This is a genomic window from Niveispirillum sp. FG156, assembly GCF_057809555.1.
Window position 1 is genome coordinate 1 of sequence record NZ_JBMDKE010000040.1, and the last position, 15,631, is coordinate 15,631.

Below are 15,631 nucleotides of genomic sequence, written 5' to 3' on the forward strand. Positions count from 1 at the left end.
CGCCCCGCCCCCACGATTGTGGGAGAGGGAGGGAGAGGGGTGAGGGAGCGACGCTCCCTCACCCCTCTCCCTCCGGCAGCGGCAATCTTGGCACCTGATCCAGCTGCACCAGTTCCGGCAGGTCGCCGCCCGCCGTGGCTTTCAGTTCCTTGAACCGCCGCGCCGTCACCATGACGCGGGTTTCCAATGATGCGACAGCGGCGTTGTAGCTATTGACCGCCCCGCCCAGCCCCTTGCCCACCTTGGCCATGTGGTCGGCCATGGTCGACAGCCGTTCGTGCAGTTCGCGGCCTAACTGGCTGATAGCCTGCGCATTGCGGGCCAGCGCCTCCTGCCGCCAGCCATAGGACACGGCCCGCAGCAGCGCAATCAGGGTGGTGGGCGTGGCGGGGATCACCGACTGGTCTATCCCGGCCTCGATCAGGGCGGGGTCCTGTTCCAGGGCGGCGGAGAAGAAATTCTCCCCCGGCAGGAACAGCACCACGAATTCCGGGGCCGGATCGAACTGCGCCCAGTAGCGTTTCTCGCCCAGCGCCTTCATGTGGTCGCGGATATGCCGGGCATGGCGGGACAGATGGGCCGACCGCGCCTCATCATCGGCGGCATGGGTAGCGTCCAGGAATGCCTCCAGCGGGGCCTTGGCATCCACCACGATGCTTTTGCCCCCCGGTAGCCGCACGATCAGGTCGGGGCGCAGGCGGTTGCCGTCGGCATTGTTGACGCTGGCCTGTTCATGGAAATCGCAATGGTCCAGCATCCCGGCCATTTCGACCACACGCTTCAACTGGATCTCGCCCCAGCGCCCGCGCGTGGCCGGGCTGCGCAGCGCCTTCACCAGATTGCCGGTTTCCGCTCGCAACTGTCCCTGGCTTTCCATCAGATGGGCGACCTGGGTTTTCAGCTCCGTATAGGCGCCGATACGCGCCTGCTCAATGCCCTGAACCGCTTCCCCGAACTTGGACAGATGCTCGCGGATGGGGGTGACCAGGGCGTCGATGGCGGCGCTGCGCTTTTCCAGATCGCCCTTCGCCACCTCCCCGAACCGGTCAAACTGCGCCTGGGCCAGGGTCAGGAATTCGCGGTTATTGGCCGACAGCGCGTCCGCCGACAGGGCCTTGAACGCATCGGCCAGCCGCAGTTGCGCCTGATCCAGCAGGGCCAGCTTGTCGGCATGGGTACGGCGTTCATGGTCAAGGGCGGTGCGCGTCTCGGCAAGCGCGGTCTGCAAGTCCGCCTGCTCATCGCGGGCCACGGCCAGCGCTTCTTCCAGCCGGGGCAGGCGCGCCGCCTCTGCCTCCGCCCCCGCCCGCCGTGTCGATTCGGCATTTAACTGTCGGCGTAGGTCGGCCAGCAACCCGTCACGCTGCGCCAGCTCGCCCCGCAATTCTCCGATATGGTGGCGATCCCGCTCCCGGTCGGCCAGCAGGGCCGCGCGTTCGGCGCGCAAGGTCGCTGTCCCCTGACGCTGCCAGAGAAACGCGATCACCGCACCCGCCAGGGCGCCGGCCAGCAGCGAAATCAGGTCAAGCGGCACGGGCAGCAGCCTCCGTCACAAAGTCAGTGACGGAGCATAGCCCACACGCCAAATGAGAACAAGTCAGGAACGAACACCCGTTACAGCGCGACGCCCAGTTCCTTGCCCACGGTGAAGATGTCTTTGTCGCCACGGCCGCAGAGATTCATGACCAGCAGCGTGTCCTTGGAAAGGGTCGGCGCAATGCGCTTCACGGCGGCCAGCGCGTGGCTGGGTTCGAGCGCCGGCAGGATACCCTCTGTCCGGGCCAGCAACTGGAACGCGTCCAGCGCCTCGCGGTCGGTCGCGCTGACATAATCGACGCGACCCACCTCATGCAGCCAGGAATGTTCCGGGCCGATGCCGGGATAATCCAGACCGGCGGAGATGGAATGGCCTTCCAGGATCTGGCCGTCATCATCCTGCAGAAGATAGGTGCGGTTGCCATGCAGGACGCCGGGACGACCGCCCTTCAGGCTGGCGGCGTGGCCGTTGGGCACATCCAGACCATGGCCGCCGGCCTCCACCGCCACCATGCGCACCGTCGGTTCGTCCAGGAAATCATGGAACAGGCCGATAGCATTGGACCCGCCGCCGATGCAGGCGACCAGCATGTCGGGCAGGCGGCCTTCGGCTTCCAGCATCTGTTCGCGGGTTTCGCGCCCGATGATGGATTGGAAATCGCGGACCATGGCCGGGTACGGGTGCGGGCCGGCGGCGGTGCCGATGATGTAGAAGGTGTCTTCCACATTCGTCACCCAGTCGCGCAGCGCGTCATTCATCGCGTCCTTCAGGGTGCCTGCCCCGCTGGTCACGGGGCGCACTTCTGCCCCCAGCAGCTTCATGCGGAACACGTTGGGCGCCTGGCGCGCAATGTCGGTGGCGCCCATATAGACGACGCAGGGTAGGCCCATCAGGGCACAGACGGTGGCCGTGGCCACGCCATGCTGGCCCGCACCCGTCTCCGCGATGATGCGCTTCTTGCCCATGCGCTTGGCCAGCAGGATCTGGCCCATGCAGTTGTTGATCTTGTGCGCGCCGGTATGGTTCAGCTCGTCGCGCTTGAAATAGATCTTGGCCCCGCCCAGCTCCTCGGTCAGGCGCTTGGCAAAGTAAAGCGGGCTGGGACGGCCCACATAATGCTTCAGATGATGGGCAAGTTCGGCGTGGAATTCCGGGTCGGCCTTGGCCGCCTCATAGGCCTTTTCCACTTCCAGGATCAGCGGCATCAGCGTTTCGGCGACGAAACGTCCCCCGAAAATGCCGAAATGGCCATGTTCGTCGGGACCGTTACGATAGCTGTTCAGGGGCTTGTTCATGACGCTGCCTGGATGACGAAAGATGTCGGGGGAAACTAGACCGCCCTGCGGCCTTTTCCAAGCCCGCGAGGCGGCACGCCACGTCATGGCGTGGCCGCGAATTCGCAGGCAATAAAGTTACGCGGTCAGCAGCGGACCCGAGGTGACCAGCACCTGCCGCCCCGCAATGCAAAGCAGAATGTCATTGGGCCCGGCATAGCGGCACTGGGTCCGCGACCAGACCAATCCGTCAGAGGTGGCGTAGCAGGGGTGGCGTTCACCACTGGCCGGGTCCAGGATGGTGGCGACATGATCGCCGGCCCGCACCCGGTCACCCAGGCTGACATGATAAAGGGCAATGCCGCCCACCGGCGCACGGACCCGGTCCACCCCGGCCAGCGGGGTGGCAAGGTCAGAGCGGTCGGGCATGGCGGGGGCCGGGGCGTCTATGATACCGCGCCAGCAGAGATGGTCGATCAGGGCGGCGGCATCGGCGGCGGCCAGCCCATCATCCACATCCGCCTCCCCCCGCAATTCCACGGTCACGGCGGAACAGCCCACGGGAATGGGCTTGTCCGGCCCGCCATGACGGGCGCGCAGCCGGTCCCAGGGGGTGGAACAGACCTCGTCAAATGGCTCCCCACCCGACCGATCGGCCAGGAACACGGCCCTGGCATCCAGCCGCGCCGCCAGATCGGCCACACCCAAAGGCCAGCAGGCGGGCGTGGTGTAGAGATGCATCACCGCCTCGCTGTCGCAATGCAGGTCGAGCACGTAATCGGCATCGACGGCGTGGGACAGCAGCAGCCTGCGCAGGGCATCAGCCTCCGTCCGGGGCTGCAACGCGGCGGCGGCCCTGGCCAGTGCCCGCTGAAGCCAGCGGCGGTTGGCGTCGGCATCCGGCCCCAGATCGCCGGGCCGCACAGCATCGGCAACCGTATCGCCCAGATCGGCGAAGGCGCGGTTGAAATTCACCCCGCTGGCCAGATCGAAGCGACCGACATGGCCGCCCAGCAGCACCTGATCCAGCCCGATGGGATTGGCCATGGGCACCAGCACCACCTGCCCCTTGATCCTGCCTTCCCCATCCAGACGGATCAGATGATCCAACAGATGACGGGCCACGACCATACCCGGCAATTCGCCGGCATGCAGACCGGCCTGGATATAGGCCTTGGGGCCGCTGCCGGACCCGAACCGGTGGATGGTCAGGCGCCGCGCGGTGCCGGGGCGGCCATGAGGCAGGGTGATGATGTCGGTCTGGTGTGTCATGGGCGTGATTTTTGATCCCGCCAGCCCCCCCTTGTCCAGCGCCATTGCCATGTCATGATGGGTTTGGCGCAAAACCGGATGCAGGGTCGCGTGATGCGGGTAGGGGGCGGGGTGGATTGGCGGCTATGGGCTTTCGCCCTGTCCATCCTGGCCTATGGTGCTGCCTCCGCCCCGGCCCCACCGGGCATCCGTCCGCAGGAACTGCTGGTCTTTGCGGGGATCGCCTGCATGGTGGGGATCGGGACCCCCTGGCGGTTCTTATCAGGACAGATGCTGGCACGCGGACCGGCGGTGATGGCGGCGGGATCGGCCATCCTGGTCTGGCTGTTATGGCAGGGACTGGTCCGCGGCCTATGGAACGGCTGGGGCCTGACGGACATGATGCGCGACATCGTGCCCATGCTGTTCCTGGCCCTGCCGCTGCTGCTGGCCCCGCGCCTGGGGCAACTTCCGACGGATCGCGCCGACAGGCTGGCCGATATCGTCGCGCTGGCAGGGGTGATCTTCACTCTGCGCTGGTGGTGGGATGCGGGGATGGCCCTGTCCTCCCTGGGCACCTCTCCACTGGGGGAGGGGCGCTATTATCTGCTGAACAGCGCGCTGGTGCCGTTCGCCGCCGTCTGGCTGGGCCTGCGCGCCACGGGCTGGTTCCTGGCACGGCCCCGGCGGTGGGTGGAGCAGGCACAGGCAGCACTCGCCGCATCGGGCAGCCTGTGCTGCCTGCTGGCCCTGGCGGCAACCCTGCACCGGGCGGGGCTTGGCCTGTCCTTGCTGGCGCTGGGAACCGGCATGGGTATCCGCCTGTGGCGGCATCCGTTCTGGTTCGTTGCCACTTCCCTGCTGGCCTTGCTGCTGCTGGCCTTTGTCGGCACGCGGGTGGCCGGCGTGGCGGAACTTCTGGCCGACAAGACGGAAAGCGTGGGTCTAAACAACCGCGTCGACGAATTCATCGCCGTGCTGGACCAGGTGGGACGCGATCCGCTGGCCTTCCTGATCGGTGACGGCTGGGGCGCCCTGGTCGCCAATCCGGCTGTCGGCTGGTGGCGCGTATCCTACACCCACAGCGCCGCCAGCTACTTCCTTTTGAAGCTGGGGGCGACGGGGCTGGCGCTGGTGGTGATACTGGCCGGACTGCTGGCGGGTATGGCTGCACGCGCCGCGCGTGACATGCCCATGCTGCTTCTGGCCGTGGCACCATCGCTGCTGCTGGGCGCATTCTTGCACACCAGTTTCAAGTATCTCTGCTTCTCCATTCTCCTTTCTCTGGTTGCCGGTCGATCCCATGCCAGCCTTTACGGGAGAAGTGACATCTGACATTCTCGCATCGGATGAACACAAGTGCAGGCGTTGACCGATGCCAGACAGCGTCGCCAGCCGGCTGAACATGCCATCCTCCGCCATGGGGGACATGCTGCGCGCACTGGCGGGACAGTGGCGGCACCTGCTTCTGTGCGCCTGTGCGGGGTTGACGCTGACCATTCTGGCCCTGCATCTGGTCACCCCGCGCTATACGGCCAGCCTGATCGTGGGCCCCACAGGGCGCAGCGGGCCGGCGGCCATGGGGCCCCGCGCCCCAGCCCTGTCGCCCGCCGCCGGGCGTGGTATTGCCGAACAGGGATCGGCGGAGGAACTGGTCAGCGACTTCTCCCGCTATCTGGCGCTGCTGACCTCCGTGCCTGTCGCCGAACGTCTGGTCCAGGATCAGGAACTGATGCATCGCCTGTTCGAGGATGCCTGGGATGCGGAAGCGGGGCGATGGCGTCCACCAACGGGGCCGGGTTCCATGCTGGTGCGCGGGTTGCGCTGGCTGGCCGGGCATGCCGTCTGGTCCCCGCCCGATGCGGTGGACCTGTCGCGCCACCTCAAGAAATACCTGGCCATCGAATCGGTCAGCGGCGGGCCGTTGCGGCGGCTGGTCTATCGGCATGAGGAGCGGGATTTCGCCCTGCTGCTGCTGACCCGCCTGCACGCCGCCGCGGAGGCGCATCTGCGGGCGGAGGCTGAACGGCGATTGCGGGCCGAGATGACGCATGTGAACGGGCGCCTGTCCGGGATCGCCAACCTGGACCGCTCCCGCCTTCTGTCGGGCATGGTGACGGAACAGGAAGAGATGCTGATGATGCTGGATGTCGGCCTGCCCTATGCCGCCGACCTTCTGGAACCGCCCGCCGCCGCCGCCCTGGCCGACTGGCCCAACCCGGTGCCGCTGATCCCGGCGGGGACGCTGGCCGGGCTTGGGCTGGGCCTGTTCGCGGTGGCGGCACGGCATGGATACCGGCGGGGGCTTTGATGGAAACAGTGGATATGCCCGCTATCCCCGTGACAATCATCATCATGACCCGAAACGAGGCAGCCAATATCGGCGCTTGCCTCACGCCCCTGTCCCGATTCGCGCAGGTGCTTGTCGTGGATAGCCACAGCACCGATTCGACCGCCGTGATCGCCGCCGCCAACGGGGCGGAACTGGTCCAGTTTCGTTGGAACGGCACGTATCCGAAAAAGAAACAATGGTCACTGAGCCATGCCGGCATACGCCATGATTGGGTGCTGTTCATCGATGCGGATGAACAGGTCACTCCCCAACTGGTTGCAGAGATCGGGGATCTGATGCGGCGGGGACCACAGGCGGCGGCCTATTTCATCGACAGCCGACCCTTATGGCTGGGCCGGGTTCTGCGGCATGGAACACCCTATCGCAAGATCGCATTGATGGACCGGCGGCGTACGCGCTTTCCGGTCTGTCCCGACCTGCATGTGACCCGCATGTGGGAGGTGGAGGGACATTACCAGCCCATGGTGGATGGACCGGTCGGTCGCCTGCATAACTTCATGATCCACGCCGATAAGAAGCCGCCCGCAGACTGGTTCGACCGGCATAACCGCTATTCGGACTGGGAGGCGGAACTGGCGCATGGCGGCGGGGCGGTGCCCGCCCTTCTGGCCGGGGAACGCGGATGGCGGCGCCTGGCAAAACGCCTGCTGGCGCGGGTGCCAGGGCGGCCCTGGCTGGCCTTCCTGCACGCCTATGTCTGGCATTTGGGGTTTCTGGATGGCAAAGCCGGTCTGCACCATGCCCTATCGCGCCTGTTCTATTACTGGTCCATCGACCTAAAACGCGACTGGCTGGCCGCACGGGATGCAGCCAGCCAGCCCGAACTATCCGGGGCATTGAGATCGGAACCGGTGGATCAGCCGGCCTTGGCGCTGTCCTCGCCGTCGCCGGCCAGCGTCTTCACCAGCTCGAACGTGCGGCGGCGCACGGCATCTTCCGGGATGCGGTAATAGGCACGGACCAGTTCCAGCGTCTCACGCCGGGCCATGCTCTCGAACTCCTGCGTCTCGCTGGGCTCGTCCGGCACCAGGGAGGATTCGGAGGCCGGCAGATCGTCGAAGAAGAAGGTCACGGGCACGCCCAGAACCTGAGACAGGTTGAACAGCCGGCTGGCGCTGATGCGGTTGGCCCCGCGCTCATACTTTTGAAGCTGCTGGAAGGTGATACCCACGGCCTCACCCAGGGTTTCCTGGCTGAGCCCCAGCAAGGTGCGGCGCAGGCGCAGGCGCTGACCGACATGGATATCGATCGGATTGGGGCCTTCACCGCGCTTGGACAGGGAATAGGCCTGTGCCAGGCCCGACTTTGACGGGTTTCTTTTTTCAAGCATTTCGGGACTCCTTCGCACCGGATAGCGGTCTTTCGCTACATATAGAGGTCTAGAGCCCCCGCTCCAATACGGACGGTTGTAGTGGGTTGTGACCATTGGAGGGCTGAATGGTTAATGGTGGTATTCAATCGGGAAACGCTTAACTATTGATTTTGCTATGTAAATGCGATGTTAACAAATTCAATCCCATTAACTCTCAGGCGGCAGGCCCCCGGAATCGCCAGAAGGCATACCCACTTGGGGATATACCACGGATGGCGGATGCGACAATTTGTAGCAGCCATATGGCGCCAGCAACGGTAGCGCAAACACCAAGAACGCTGCGGCGAATGCGGAATTGCTCTGCCCGGCCCAGCGCCGCATGGCGACGCGACAGGCCGCCGGGGGCGAAGCGGGCGATGACACAGGGCAAGCGGATGACGGAGCCGACGCGGCGCAGGGCGGCCAGGGTAAAGGCATAATCGCCCGCGATGCGATAGCCCTGGTCCATCCGCAAATCCGCCACCAGGGTACGGCGGTAAAGGATGGCACAGTGGTGCGCGGGCATGCCGTAGAAGGCCCAGCGCCAGTGCCGCGACGGCTTCACCCGCATCACCCCATCGCCCGGATCCTCCAGACTGTCGCCGTACAGCAGGTCGGGACAGGCGGTCAGGTGGGGGAGAAGATCGACCAGCACGGCTGCATCGGCCAAGCTGTCACCGGCATTCAAGAACAGCAGGTAATCCCCCCGCGCCACCGCCATGGCCCGGTCCATGCCGGCAAACGGCCCGCCATCAGGTCGGCTGTCCAGCCAGTGCGGCACGGGGCCGGGCGTGTTCAGCACCGCCAGCGTAGCGGGGGCGGAGCCGCCATCGGCGACCAGCCATTCAAACCCCTGCCAGACCTGGGCGGCCAGACTGTCACGGGTGGCGGCAAGGCCCGCCGGATCGTCGCGGACCACCGTGATGATGGACAGCAGCGGGAAGCCCATCAGTTGCTGATGGCCGCAATGGCGGCGGCGCTGAAGGCGATCTGGCTCAGGATCGTCGTGATGCTCTGGGTCAGCGGCAGCCATTCAAACGGTTCGGCATCGCGCGGAACCACGATCATGGAGCCGGGTGTCAATGTCGGCACCTGATGGGTCAGCCAGCCGCTTTCCAGCGGTTCGGCGGCCCCATTGGGATGGATGATGAAGATGCGGTCATCATCGGCAAACCGCGTCAGGCCGCCCGCTTCACGCAGATAATCCTCGGGCTTCTTGTCCGGATCGAACAGCAGGGAGGCCGGCGCCAGCACCTCTCCCGACACCGTCACCGTCAGGGGGCGGCGGGGAATATGGATACGGTCGCCCGGCTGCAACGGCATGTCCAGCTCGGGGCGGTCGCCCAGCACGGCTGGATTGGCCTCCACCGTGATGCGGCCAAGTGCATTGGTGCTGCGCAGGTCGGCGGCCAGCTGGCGGGCCAGTTCGACACGGGCCGGGTCCGGCGGGTTCTTGCCGCCCAGCATCTGGCCCAACTGCCGGTCCAGTTCCCGCGCGGTGCGGCGCAACCCTTCCTCCTCAGCCAGCCGCGCGCTTTCACGGGTGAAGATGATGCCGGCGGGATACGCGTCCTCCGTCAGACCACCGGCCCGGTCCAGCAGCATGGACAGCGTCTCTCCCGGCGCCAGATCATAGGTGCCGGGTTCCGCCACCTCCCCCGCCAGCAGGATGCCGCGCCGTTCCTGTGGCCGCTGTTTCAGGCCGACACGGATGGCGGCACCCGGCGGGATCAGGGTGCTGGCCGTGGCCCCGCCGGTCAGGGTGCGGGGCATGGCGCCCAGCGTGTCCCCATCATCGCGCCCACGCGGCGGGACGGGTGGCGGCAGCAGTTCCAGCCGCTCCGCATCGCCTTCCGGCTTCAGACCGCCGCCAGTCCGCAGCAGCAGCGACAGGGGCACCGGCCCCGCCACGGGGTACTCCCCCGGCATCATCACCCCGCCGCGCAGAGCCACGGCCCGTTCCGACAGCAAGGCGCGGATGTCGGGGGGCAACGGGTCGGGCACATCCGGTTCGGTGGGGGCGGATGCCGGACGCATCACCTCCTCCCGCAAGAACAGGGTGACACGGTCGCCATCACGCAGACGCAGGTCAAACCGTCCTTCCACCACCTCCGCCGGGGCAAAGAGGCTGGGTCGGCGCCCGGCACCGGCGGGGTCGGTACGTTCAAGCAGCGCGACAAGGCCATAGGCATCGGGCAGCGGCGCACCGGGGCCGGATAGCAGGGCGCGCAGGCTCAACCCCTCCCCACCGACGGAGCGCAAGCCGGGCTGGCGCACCGGACCGGACAGCAGCACGCCATCGCCCTCGGGATCGGCCACCTGTCCGGGACTGGCCGTGGTCTTGCCGTCATGATTACCGCCAGACAATGGAGCAAGGCTGGCCAGCGACGTGGGGCCGGCAACCGGATAGGGTCCGGGGCGCAGGCTGCCGCGCCGCATGAAGACCGATTGGCGCAGCAGGAAGGGCACAAGGTCGCCATCAGCCTGGAACAAAGGCGGGCATGGCAGAGGTGGCCCCTCCACCCCCCTGGCGGCGTGGGCCAGGGGGCCGGCGGCCAGCGATCCATCCGGATCAGCCGACAGGGCGGCGGCAAGGGCGGCCAAACCGGCACAGACCGACAGATCGGTCGGGTCCGGCGCCTGCCCCGACAGCAGCGACAGGACGGATCGCCCCCGCAGGAAAGCGACATCCGCAGCCGACAGCACCACCAACCGGTCGCCGTCACGCGCCATCTCCCCCTCCCGCCCCGACAGCAGGGCGGACAGATCCAGCGCCCGCATCTGCGGGGAACCACCGGCGCCCGTCCGGCGCAGCAGAACCGTCAGCGGCAGATAGGCGTCGGGCGGCAGCATGGCGCGGTCCACCAGATCGGCCAGACGCATGCCATCGGTCAGCGTCCGTTCCCCCGGTTCCGCCACGGCCCCCGACAGGGTGACGCTGCCGGCCCGTGCCCCACCGTCGGGCATATGCAGCAGCAGGTCGCCATCACGCAGGCGCAGCGGGTCAGTAATGCTGACCCGCTGCGGGCGTTCCGCCCCGTCCGGCCCCTGACGCAACAGGGTGGAACGGTCACGGCCCGGACGGAGCGCACCGCCGGCCAGCGTCAGAAGGTCGGACGTATCATCCGGCCCTGTGACAGCACCGCTACCGGGCGGCAGTTCATAGATACCGGGGCGTTTCACCGATCCGGCAATGGCCACCGTCGGCCCCAGGGGCGGCACCACCAGCCGGGTCCCATCGACCAGCAGGTCCGCCGCCGCCCCTTCCCCGCTGACCAGCAGGTCATAGAGATCGACGGTCACAGGCTCGGCCCCTGGCCGCAGCAGGCGGATGGCGCGGAGCGACCCGTCGGGTAGCACCCCGCCCGCCGCCATCAACGCATCCAGCGCCGTGGCATAGGCGGGAAGCGACTGCCGCCCCGGTCGGGCCACCTGTCCCAGGACCAGCACCCCGACACGGCGCAGCGACAGGACCGACAGGAAGGCCTGGGTCTGCACATGGGTGGCGGCTATGGCGGCGTCCAACTCCGCTTTCACGGCACCCAGCGTCTGCCCCGCCGCCGCGATGGGGCGCAGATCCTGGATCAGCAGCATTCCATCGGCGCCGATGCGGTGACGGCTGCTGCGTGACACCTGCCCGCGCAGCAGGACCGAGAGTTCATCGCCGGGACCCAGCCGGTAATCATCGCCCACCGACCCCAGGGCGGGGCCATCATCCGGCAGGGAACCCGCGAACAGGTCCCGCCCGAACAGGCGCAACATTTCACCTGCGCGCTGGCTGTACAGTGCCTCCACGCGTCCAGGCAACGTTTCCACCGGGGCGGCCCATACCGCACCGGCGGAGAAAAACAGCAGCAGAAGCAGCGCGTTGATATGGCGAAGAATGGTCATGAGTCCTAAAGGCTGTAGGACTCATGGTTTACACATATATTCAGACGATGAAAATAGCTCAGCCGTGGCGCAGGCTGCCATCCAGCGACAGGATGGGGGCGTAAAGCGACGGTCGACGGTCGCGGAACACACCCCAGCCGGCACGGATGCGGGCGATGGCGTCCAGGTCGAAATCCTGCACCAGCACCGCTTGCGATGTCCGGTCCGCCTCCACCAGCTTCGCGCCCTTGCAATCGGTGATGAAGGAGGAACCGTAGAAGGTGATGCTGCCCGTCTCGAACGTCTCTTTCCCGATGCGGTTGCTGGCGATGACGGGCATCAGGTTGGCGCCTGAATGCCCCTGCATCACGCGCTGCCAATGGTCGCGGCTGTCCAGCGTATCATCCTGCGGTTCCGACCCGATGGCCGTGGGATAGAACAGCAGCTCCGCCCCCTGCAAGGCCATGACGCGGGCGGCTTCCGGGAACCATTGGTCCCAGCAGATGGCCGTGCCGATGCGGGCATAGCGGGTCTGATAGGTCTGGAAGCCTGTGTCGCCGGGGCTGAAATAGAACTTTTCCTGATAGCCCGGACCATCGGGGATATGGCTTTTCCGGTACAGCCCCAGGATGGAGCCATCGGCATCGATGGTGACCAGCGAGTTATAGTGGGCGGTGTTGGCCTTCTCAAAGAAGGACAGGGGCAGGACCACCGACAGTTCCCTGGCCAGTGCCTGGAAATGCTGGATCAGGCGGTTATTGTCCGCCGGGGCCGCCAGTTCGAAATATTCCGGCTTCTGGTCCTGGCAGAAATAGGGGGCTTCGAACAGCTCCTGGATCAGGATGATCTGCGCACCCTGTCCATGGGCCTTGCGGATCAGGTCCTCTGCCTTGGCGATGTTGGCGTCGCGGTCCCAGCTGCATGCAAACTGCGTGGCGGCGACACTTACCTTGCGCATCTTGTCCATCCTTCCGGTGCGGTTGTCCCAGCATAGCCAAGTTTCACCAGCCGGTCACATGACCCTTGTGCGCGTCTTCAACACCAGCGCCAGGAAGAAGGGCGCCCCCAGCAAGGCCGTGACGACCCCCAGTTTCAGTTCCGGCCCCGGCCCGCCCAGACGCAGGGCCGTATCCGCCGCCAGCAGCAGGGCCGCCCCGCCCAGCGCCGACAAGGGCAGCAGGCGCGATGGCTGCGCGCCGGCCAGCGGGCGCAGCAGATGCGGCACGATCAGGCCGATGAAGCCGATGGCGCCGGCAACGGCGACCGCCGCCCCCACCGCCAGGGCCGTGCCCAGAATGACCAGGATGCCGGTGCGGCGCGGACTGAAGCCCATGGATTGCGCCGTCCCCTCCCCCAGCGACAGGGCGTCCAGCCCCCGGCCCGACAGCAGCAGCAGGATGGCACCCAGCCCCATGAAGGGCGCCGCCACGGCGACATGGTTCATGGAACGGTCGGCCAGCGAGCCCAACATCCAGAACACGATCTCCGTCAGGGCAAACGGGTTGGGCGACAGCGACAGAGCGAGAGAGGTGAGCGCGCCAGCCAGGCTGGAAATAGCAACCCCGGCCAGGATCAGGGTCAGGACCGAGGCCTGCCGACCAGCCAGCAGATAGAGCAGGGTGACGGCGATCAAGGCGCCCGCCATGCCGCCCATGGGCAGGGCCAGTGGGAACACCAGACTGGCGCCTGAATAAAAGGCAATAACGGCGCCCAAACCGGCGCTGGCCGAAACGCCGATGACACCGGGTTCGGCCAGCGGATTGCGCAGCAGGCCCTGCAGCGCCGCACCCGACAGGCCCAGGACCGCGCCGATACCGGCCCCCAGCAGGGCGCGCGGCAGCCGGATATCGGCGAAGATCACCGCCGCAGTGCCATCCCCGCCCCCCCACCAGTCGCGGATGGCCAGCGGCAGCGACACCGCCGCCGGCCCCACAGCCAGCGAGGCCACGAAGAACAGGAGAAGGGCTGCAAACAGCAGAAAGGGCACGACGCGGATCATGGTGACACCCGGATTGAAAGCAGCCGGTTACGGGCGGCGGCCAGCAGGGCCACGGCATCGGCGGTAAAGGGCCCCCCGCAGGTCCAGAGCTTGCCCGGAACCGTCGGTCGGGCCGTGGCAGGGACGGCACGGGACAGGGCGGGATGGGTCAGCACCTGCCCATTCAGGGAGGGATGGCCCCTTTCATCACTATTGGCGATCAGAAGGTCGGGCGGATCGGCGGCCACCGTTTCGACCGGCAGATAGCCATAGCCGTTCAGGCCCTTGCCGGCGGCGTAGTTTGTCAGGCCGGCGGCGCGCATGACCGCATCGGACAGGGTGCCCGCCCCCGCCGTAAAGGCACCAGGCGCCAGCGACAGCACGCGAAGACGGCGTGCATCCGCCGCCGAAGGCGCTGCCGCCGCCAGGGTGGCATCCATGCGGGCGATCAGTTCCTCCCCCTTCGCGGCCACGTCCAGGGCGGCGGCGATGGTGCGGATCTGCGCCCGGATACCGTCGAAATCATTGACCAGCCCCACCTCCATCACCGGCACGCCGCGCGCGCGCAGCAGAGCCACGGTGGGGCGCGTCGTATGGGTGCCGACCAGTACCAGATCGGGTTTCAGGGGTAGCACCTCCTCGGCCATGCCCTGTACCAGCGGAATGGAGCCTACCTGATCCGCCAGGGCCGACAGGCCGGGATCGGCAGCCAGGAAGGACAGGGCAGCGATCCGTTCGCGCGGCAACAGCGCCAGCACAAGCTGATCGGTGCAGAGGTTCAGCGATACGACCCGCGCCGGCCCCGCTTTCGCCGCAATCGGCGACATGGCCGCCATTATGGCGACACAGAGCAGACCGAAGAGGATAAGGCCGGTGGACCCCCGCCTTTCGCGGGGATTGGCGGCGGGCTTGGTTGGCACGATGCTATCCTTGGACCCGGACCGCCGATGAACCGGCGGGCGCGACTTTATAGTGCATAGTGCGGTTGCGACGGAACGGGCAAGGCGGGGGGAGGCGTCGATGATGGAACGGCGGCCACGCATCGGGATCACCGGCAGTGCCGGCACAGGCAAAACCAGCTTGGCCGATGCCGTATCCGACCTGCTGCATCTGCCCGTGCGGCGGGAGGCGATGCGCGACCGGCTGATGGCCGGGTTTGATCCCCACGCCCTGTCGCGTGACGGCCATCGCCGCATGATCGCGGGTGATGCCGACGATCTGGCCCTGGATCTGGCACGGGCACAGGACGGTCTGGTCACCGACCGCACGCCGCTGGACATGGCGTCCTTCTGGCTGGTGAATGGCTTTGCCGTGGATGATCCGGCGGCAACGGAGGCGTTGCTGGCCCGCGCCGTCTGCGCCATGGCCGATTACGATCTGGTGGTGCTGCTGCCCTGGGGCGAGCGGCCCGTTGCGGCGGACGGCGTGCGGTCTACCAATCCCTGGATGCAGCTGCATTTCCAGACGGTGGTGGAGGGGCTGTGCCGGCTTTACGTGGCGCCCGACCGGCTGCTGCATGCCAGCCCGATGGCCGGGACGGAGATGCTGGCCCTGCTGATCCGCGACCGCGTCTGTCGTTAAGCCTCGTCAAAGATTTCCAGCGCCTTGCGGAAGACGCGGGAATAGTCGGCGGTGGTGCCGAACGGAGTCTGTTCCTCCGCCAGGCCGGGCGGGTTCGACGGCGCGTCGGACGCGGTACGGAAATAGGACAGGATGAAAATGCGCAGCGCCGCCGTCAGGGCGCTGTCGCCCCGGCGTCCATCGATCATCGTGACGATGTCGTTCAGCGACTGTCCCTCACGCCGGCTGATATCGGCCAGACTGTCCCACAGCAGCGGTTCCATTCGGACACTCGTGCGTTTCCCCGCCACCACGACATTGCGGCACACCGCCCGCATGGATTCGGGCGCTGTATCTTCGGGATTGATGGGGGGACGACGCTTGGCGGCCATGGGAACCGTCTGTCCTATTGTTCAATTAGGTCATCAGTTGCAAGGAACATATTGAACCCACTTGT

At 66.8% G+C, this 15,631-nt stretch carries 14 protein-coding genes; 4 read left to right on the forward strand and 10 right to left on the reverse strand.

The window, feature by feature from the left end:
- Positions 1-58 precede the first annotated feature (58 nt).
- From ACODSP_RS22130 to ACODSP_RS22140, 3 genes are all read right to left on the reverse strand, one after another.
- Positions 59-1,534: a DNA recombination protein RmuC gene (locus ACODSP_RS22130; protein ID WP_488967709.1), complete on the reverse strand. Its 1,476-nt coding sequence runs from the start codon at positions 1,532-1,534 to the stop codon at positions 59-61.
- 80 nt (positions 1,535-1,614) lie between these two features.
- On the reverse strand, positions 1,615-2,832 hold the full coding sequence (gene trpB, locus ACODSP_RS22135) for a tryptophan synthase subunit beta (protein WP_488967710.1): 1,218 nt from the start codon (positions 2,830-2,832) through the stop codon (positions 1,615-1,617).
- Positions 2,833-2,949: 117 nt separating this feature from the next.
- Positions 2,950-4,083, reverse strand: coding sequence for a succinylglutamate desuccinylase/aspartoacylase family protein (locus ACODSP_RS22140; RefSeq protein ID WP_488967711.1), 1,134 nt, complete (start codon positions 4,081-4,083; stop codon positions 2,950-2,952).
- 90 nt (positions 4,084-4,173) lie between these two features.
- Here ACODSP_RS22140 and ACODSP_RS22145 point away from each other — a divergent pair, with 90 nt between their 5' ends.
- From ACODSP_RS22145 to ACODSP_RS22155, 3 genes are read left to right on the forward strand one after another with little or no spacing between them, the layout of a single operon-like run.
- Positions 4,174-5,397, forward strand: a complete 1,224-nt coding sequence (locus ACODSP_RS22145) for a hypothetical protein (RefSeq protein ID WP_488967712.1) — start codon at positions 4,174-4,176, stop codon at positions 5,395-5,397.
- Positions 5,398-5,437: 40 nt separating this feature from the next.
- A complete protein-coding gene (locus ACODSP_RS22150) occupies positions 5,438-6,373 on the forward strand; it encodes a hypothetical protein (RefSeq protein ID WP_488967713.1) in 936 nt (311 codons plus the stop codon).
- A 14-nt stretch (positions 6,374-6,387) separates the two neighbouring features.
- Complete coding sequence (locus ACODSP_RS22155) at positions 6,388-7,365, forward strand: glycosyltransferase family 2 protein (protein WP_488967714.1); 978 nt, start codon at positions 6,388-6,390, stop codon at positions 7,363-7,365.
- Here the strand turns inward: ACODSP_RS22155 and ACODSP_RS22160 are convergent.
- From ACODSP_RS22160 to ACODSP_RS22185, 6 genes are all read right to left on the reverse strand, one after another.
- The gene (locus ACODSP_RS22160) at positions 7,272-7,745 is read right to left on the reverse strand and encodes a helix-turn-helix domain-containing protein (RefSeq protein WP_488967715.1); all 474 of its coding nucleotides are present in this window, start codon (positions 7,743-7,745) and stop codon (positions 7,272-7,274) included. The two genes, ACODSP_RS22155 and ACODSP_RS22160, sit on opposite strands and share 94 nt — an antisense overlap.
- Before the next feature lie 196 nt (positions 7,746-7,941).
- Complete coding sequence (locus tag ACODSP_RS22165) at positions 7,942-8,715, reverse strand: glycosyltransferase (RefSeq protein WP_488967716.1); 774 nt, start codon at positions 8,713-8,715, stop codon at positions 7,942-7,944.
- Entirely contained in the window at positions 8,715-11,657 is a 2,943-nt protein-coding gene (locus tag ACODSP_RS22170) for an SLBB domain-containing protein (protein ID WP_488967717.1), read from the reverse strand. Before ACODSP_RS22170 ends, ACODSP_RS22165 begins: the two co-directional genes overlap by 1 nt.
- A gap of 58 nt (positions 11,658-11,715) precedes the next feature.
- Positions 11,716-12,594, reverse strand: coding sequence for an N-carbamoylputrescine amidase (gene aguB / locus ACODSP_RS22175; RefSeq protein ID WP_488967718.1), 879 nt, complete (start codon positions 12,592-12,594; stop codon positions 11,716-11,718).
- A 54-nt stretch (positions 12,595-12,648) separates the two neighbouring features.
- Positions 12,649-13,635: a FecCD family ABC transporter permease gene (locus ACODSP_RS22180; RefSeq protein WP_488967719.1), complete on the reverse strand. Its 987-nt coding sequence runs from the start codon at positions 13,633-13,635 to the stop codon at positions 12,649-12,651.
- The gene (locus ACODSP_RS22185; protein WP_488967720.1) at positions 13,632-14,534 is read right to left on the reverse strand and encodes an ABC transporter substrate-binding protein; all 903 of its coding nucleotides are present in this window, start codon (positions 14,532-14,534) and stop codon (positions 13,632-13,634) included. The genes ACODSP_RS22180 and ACODSP_RS22185 overlap by 4 nt, the downstream gene beginning before the upstream one ends.
- Before the next feature lie 100 nt (positions 14,535-14,634).
- Here ACODSP_RS22185 and ACODSP_RS22190 point away from each other — a divergent pair, with 100 nt between their 5' ends.
- Positions 14,635-15,195, forward strand: a complete 561-nt coding sequence (locus ACODSP_RS22190; protein WP_488967721.1) for an AAA family ATPase — start codon at positions 14,635-14,637, stop codon at positions 15,193-15,195.
- Here ACODSP_RS22190 and ACODSP_RS22195 read toward each other — a convergent pair.
- Complete coding sequence (locus tag ACODSP_RS22195; protein WP_488967722.1) at positions 15,192-15,566, reverse strand: ribbon-helix-helix domain-containing protein; 375 nt, start codon at positions 15,564-15,566, stop codon at positions 15,192-15,194. The genes ACODSP_RS22190 and ACODSP_RS22195 overlap by 4 nt on opposite strands.
- Between the last annotated feature and the right edge of the window lie 65 nt (positions 15,567-15,631).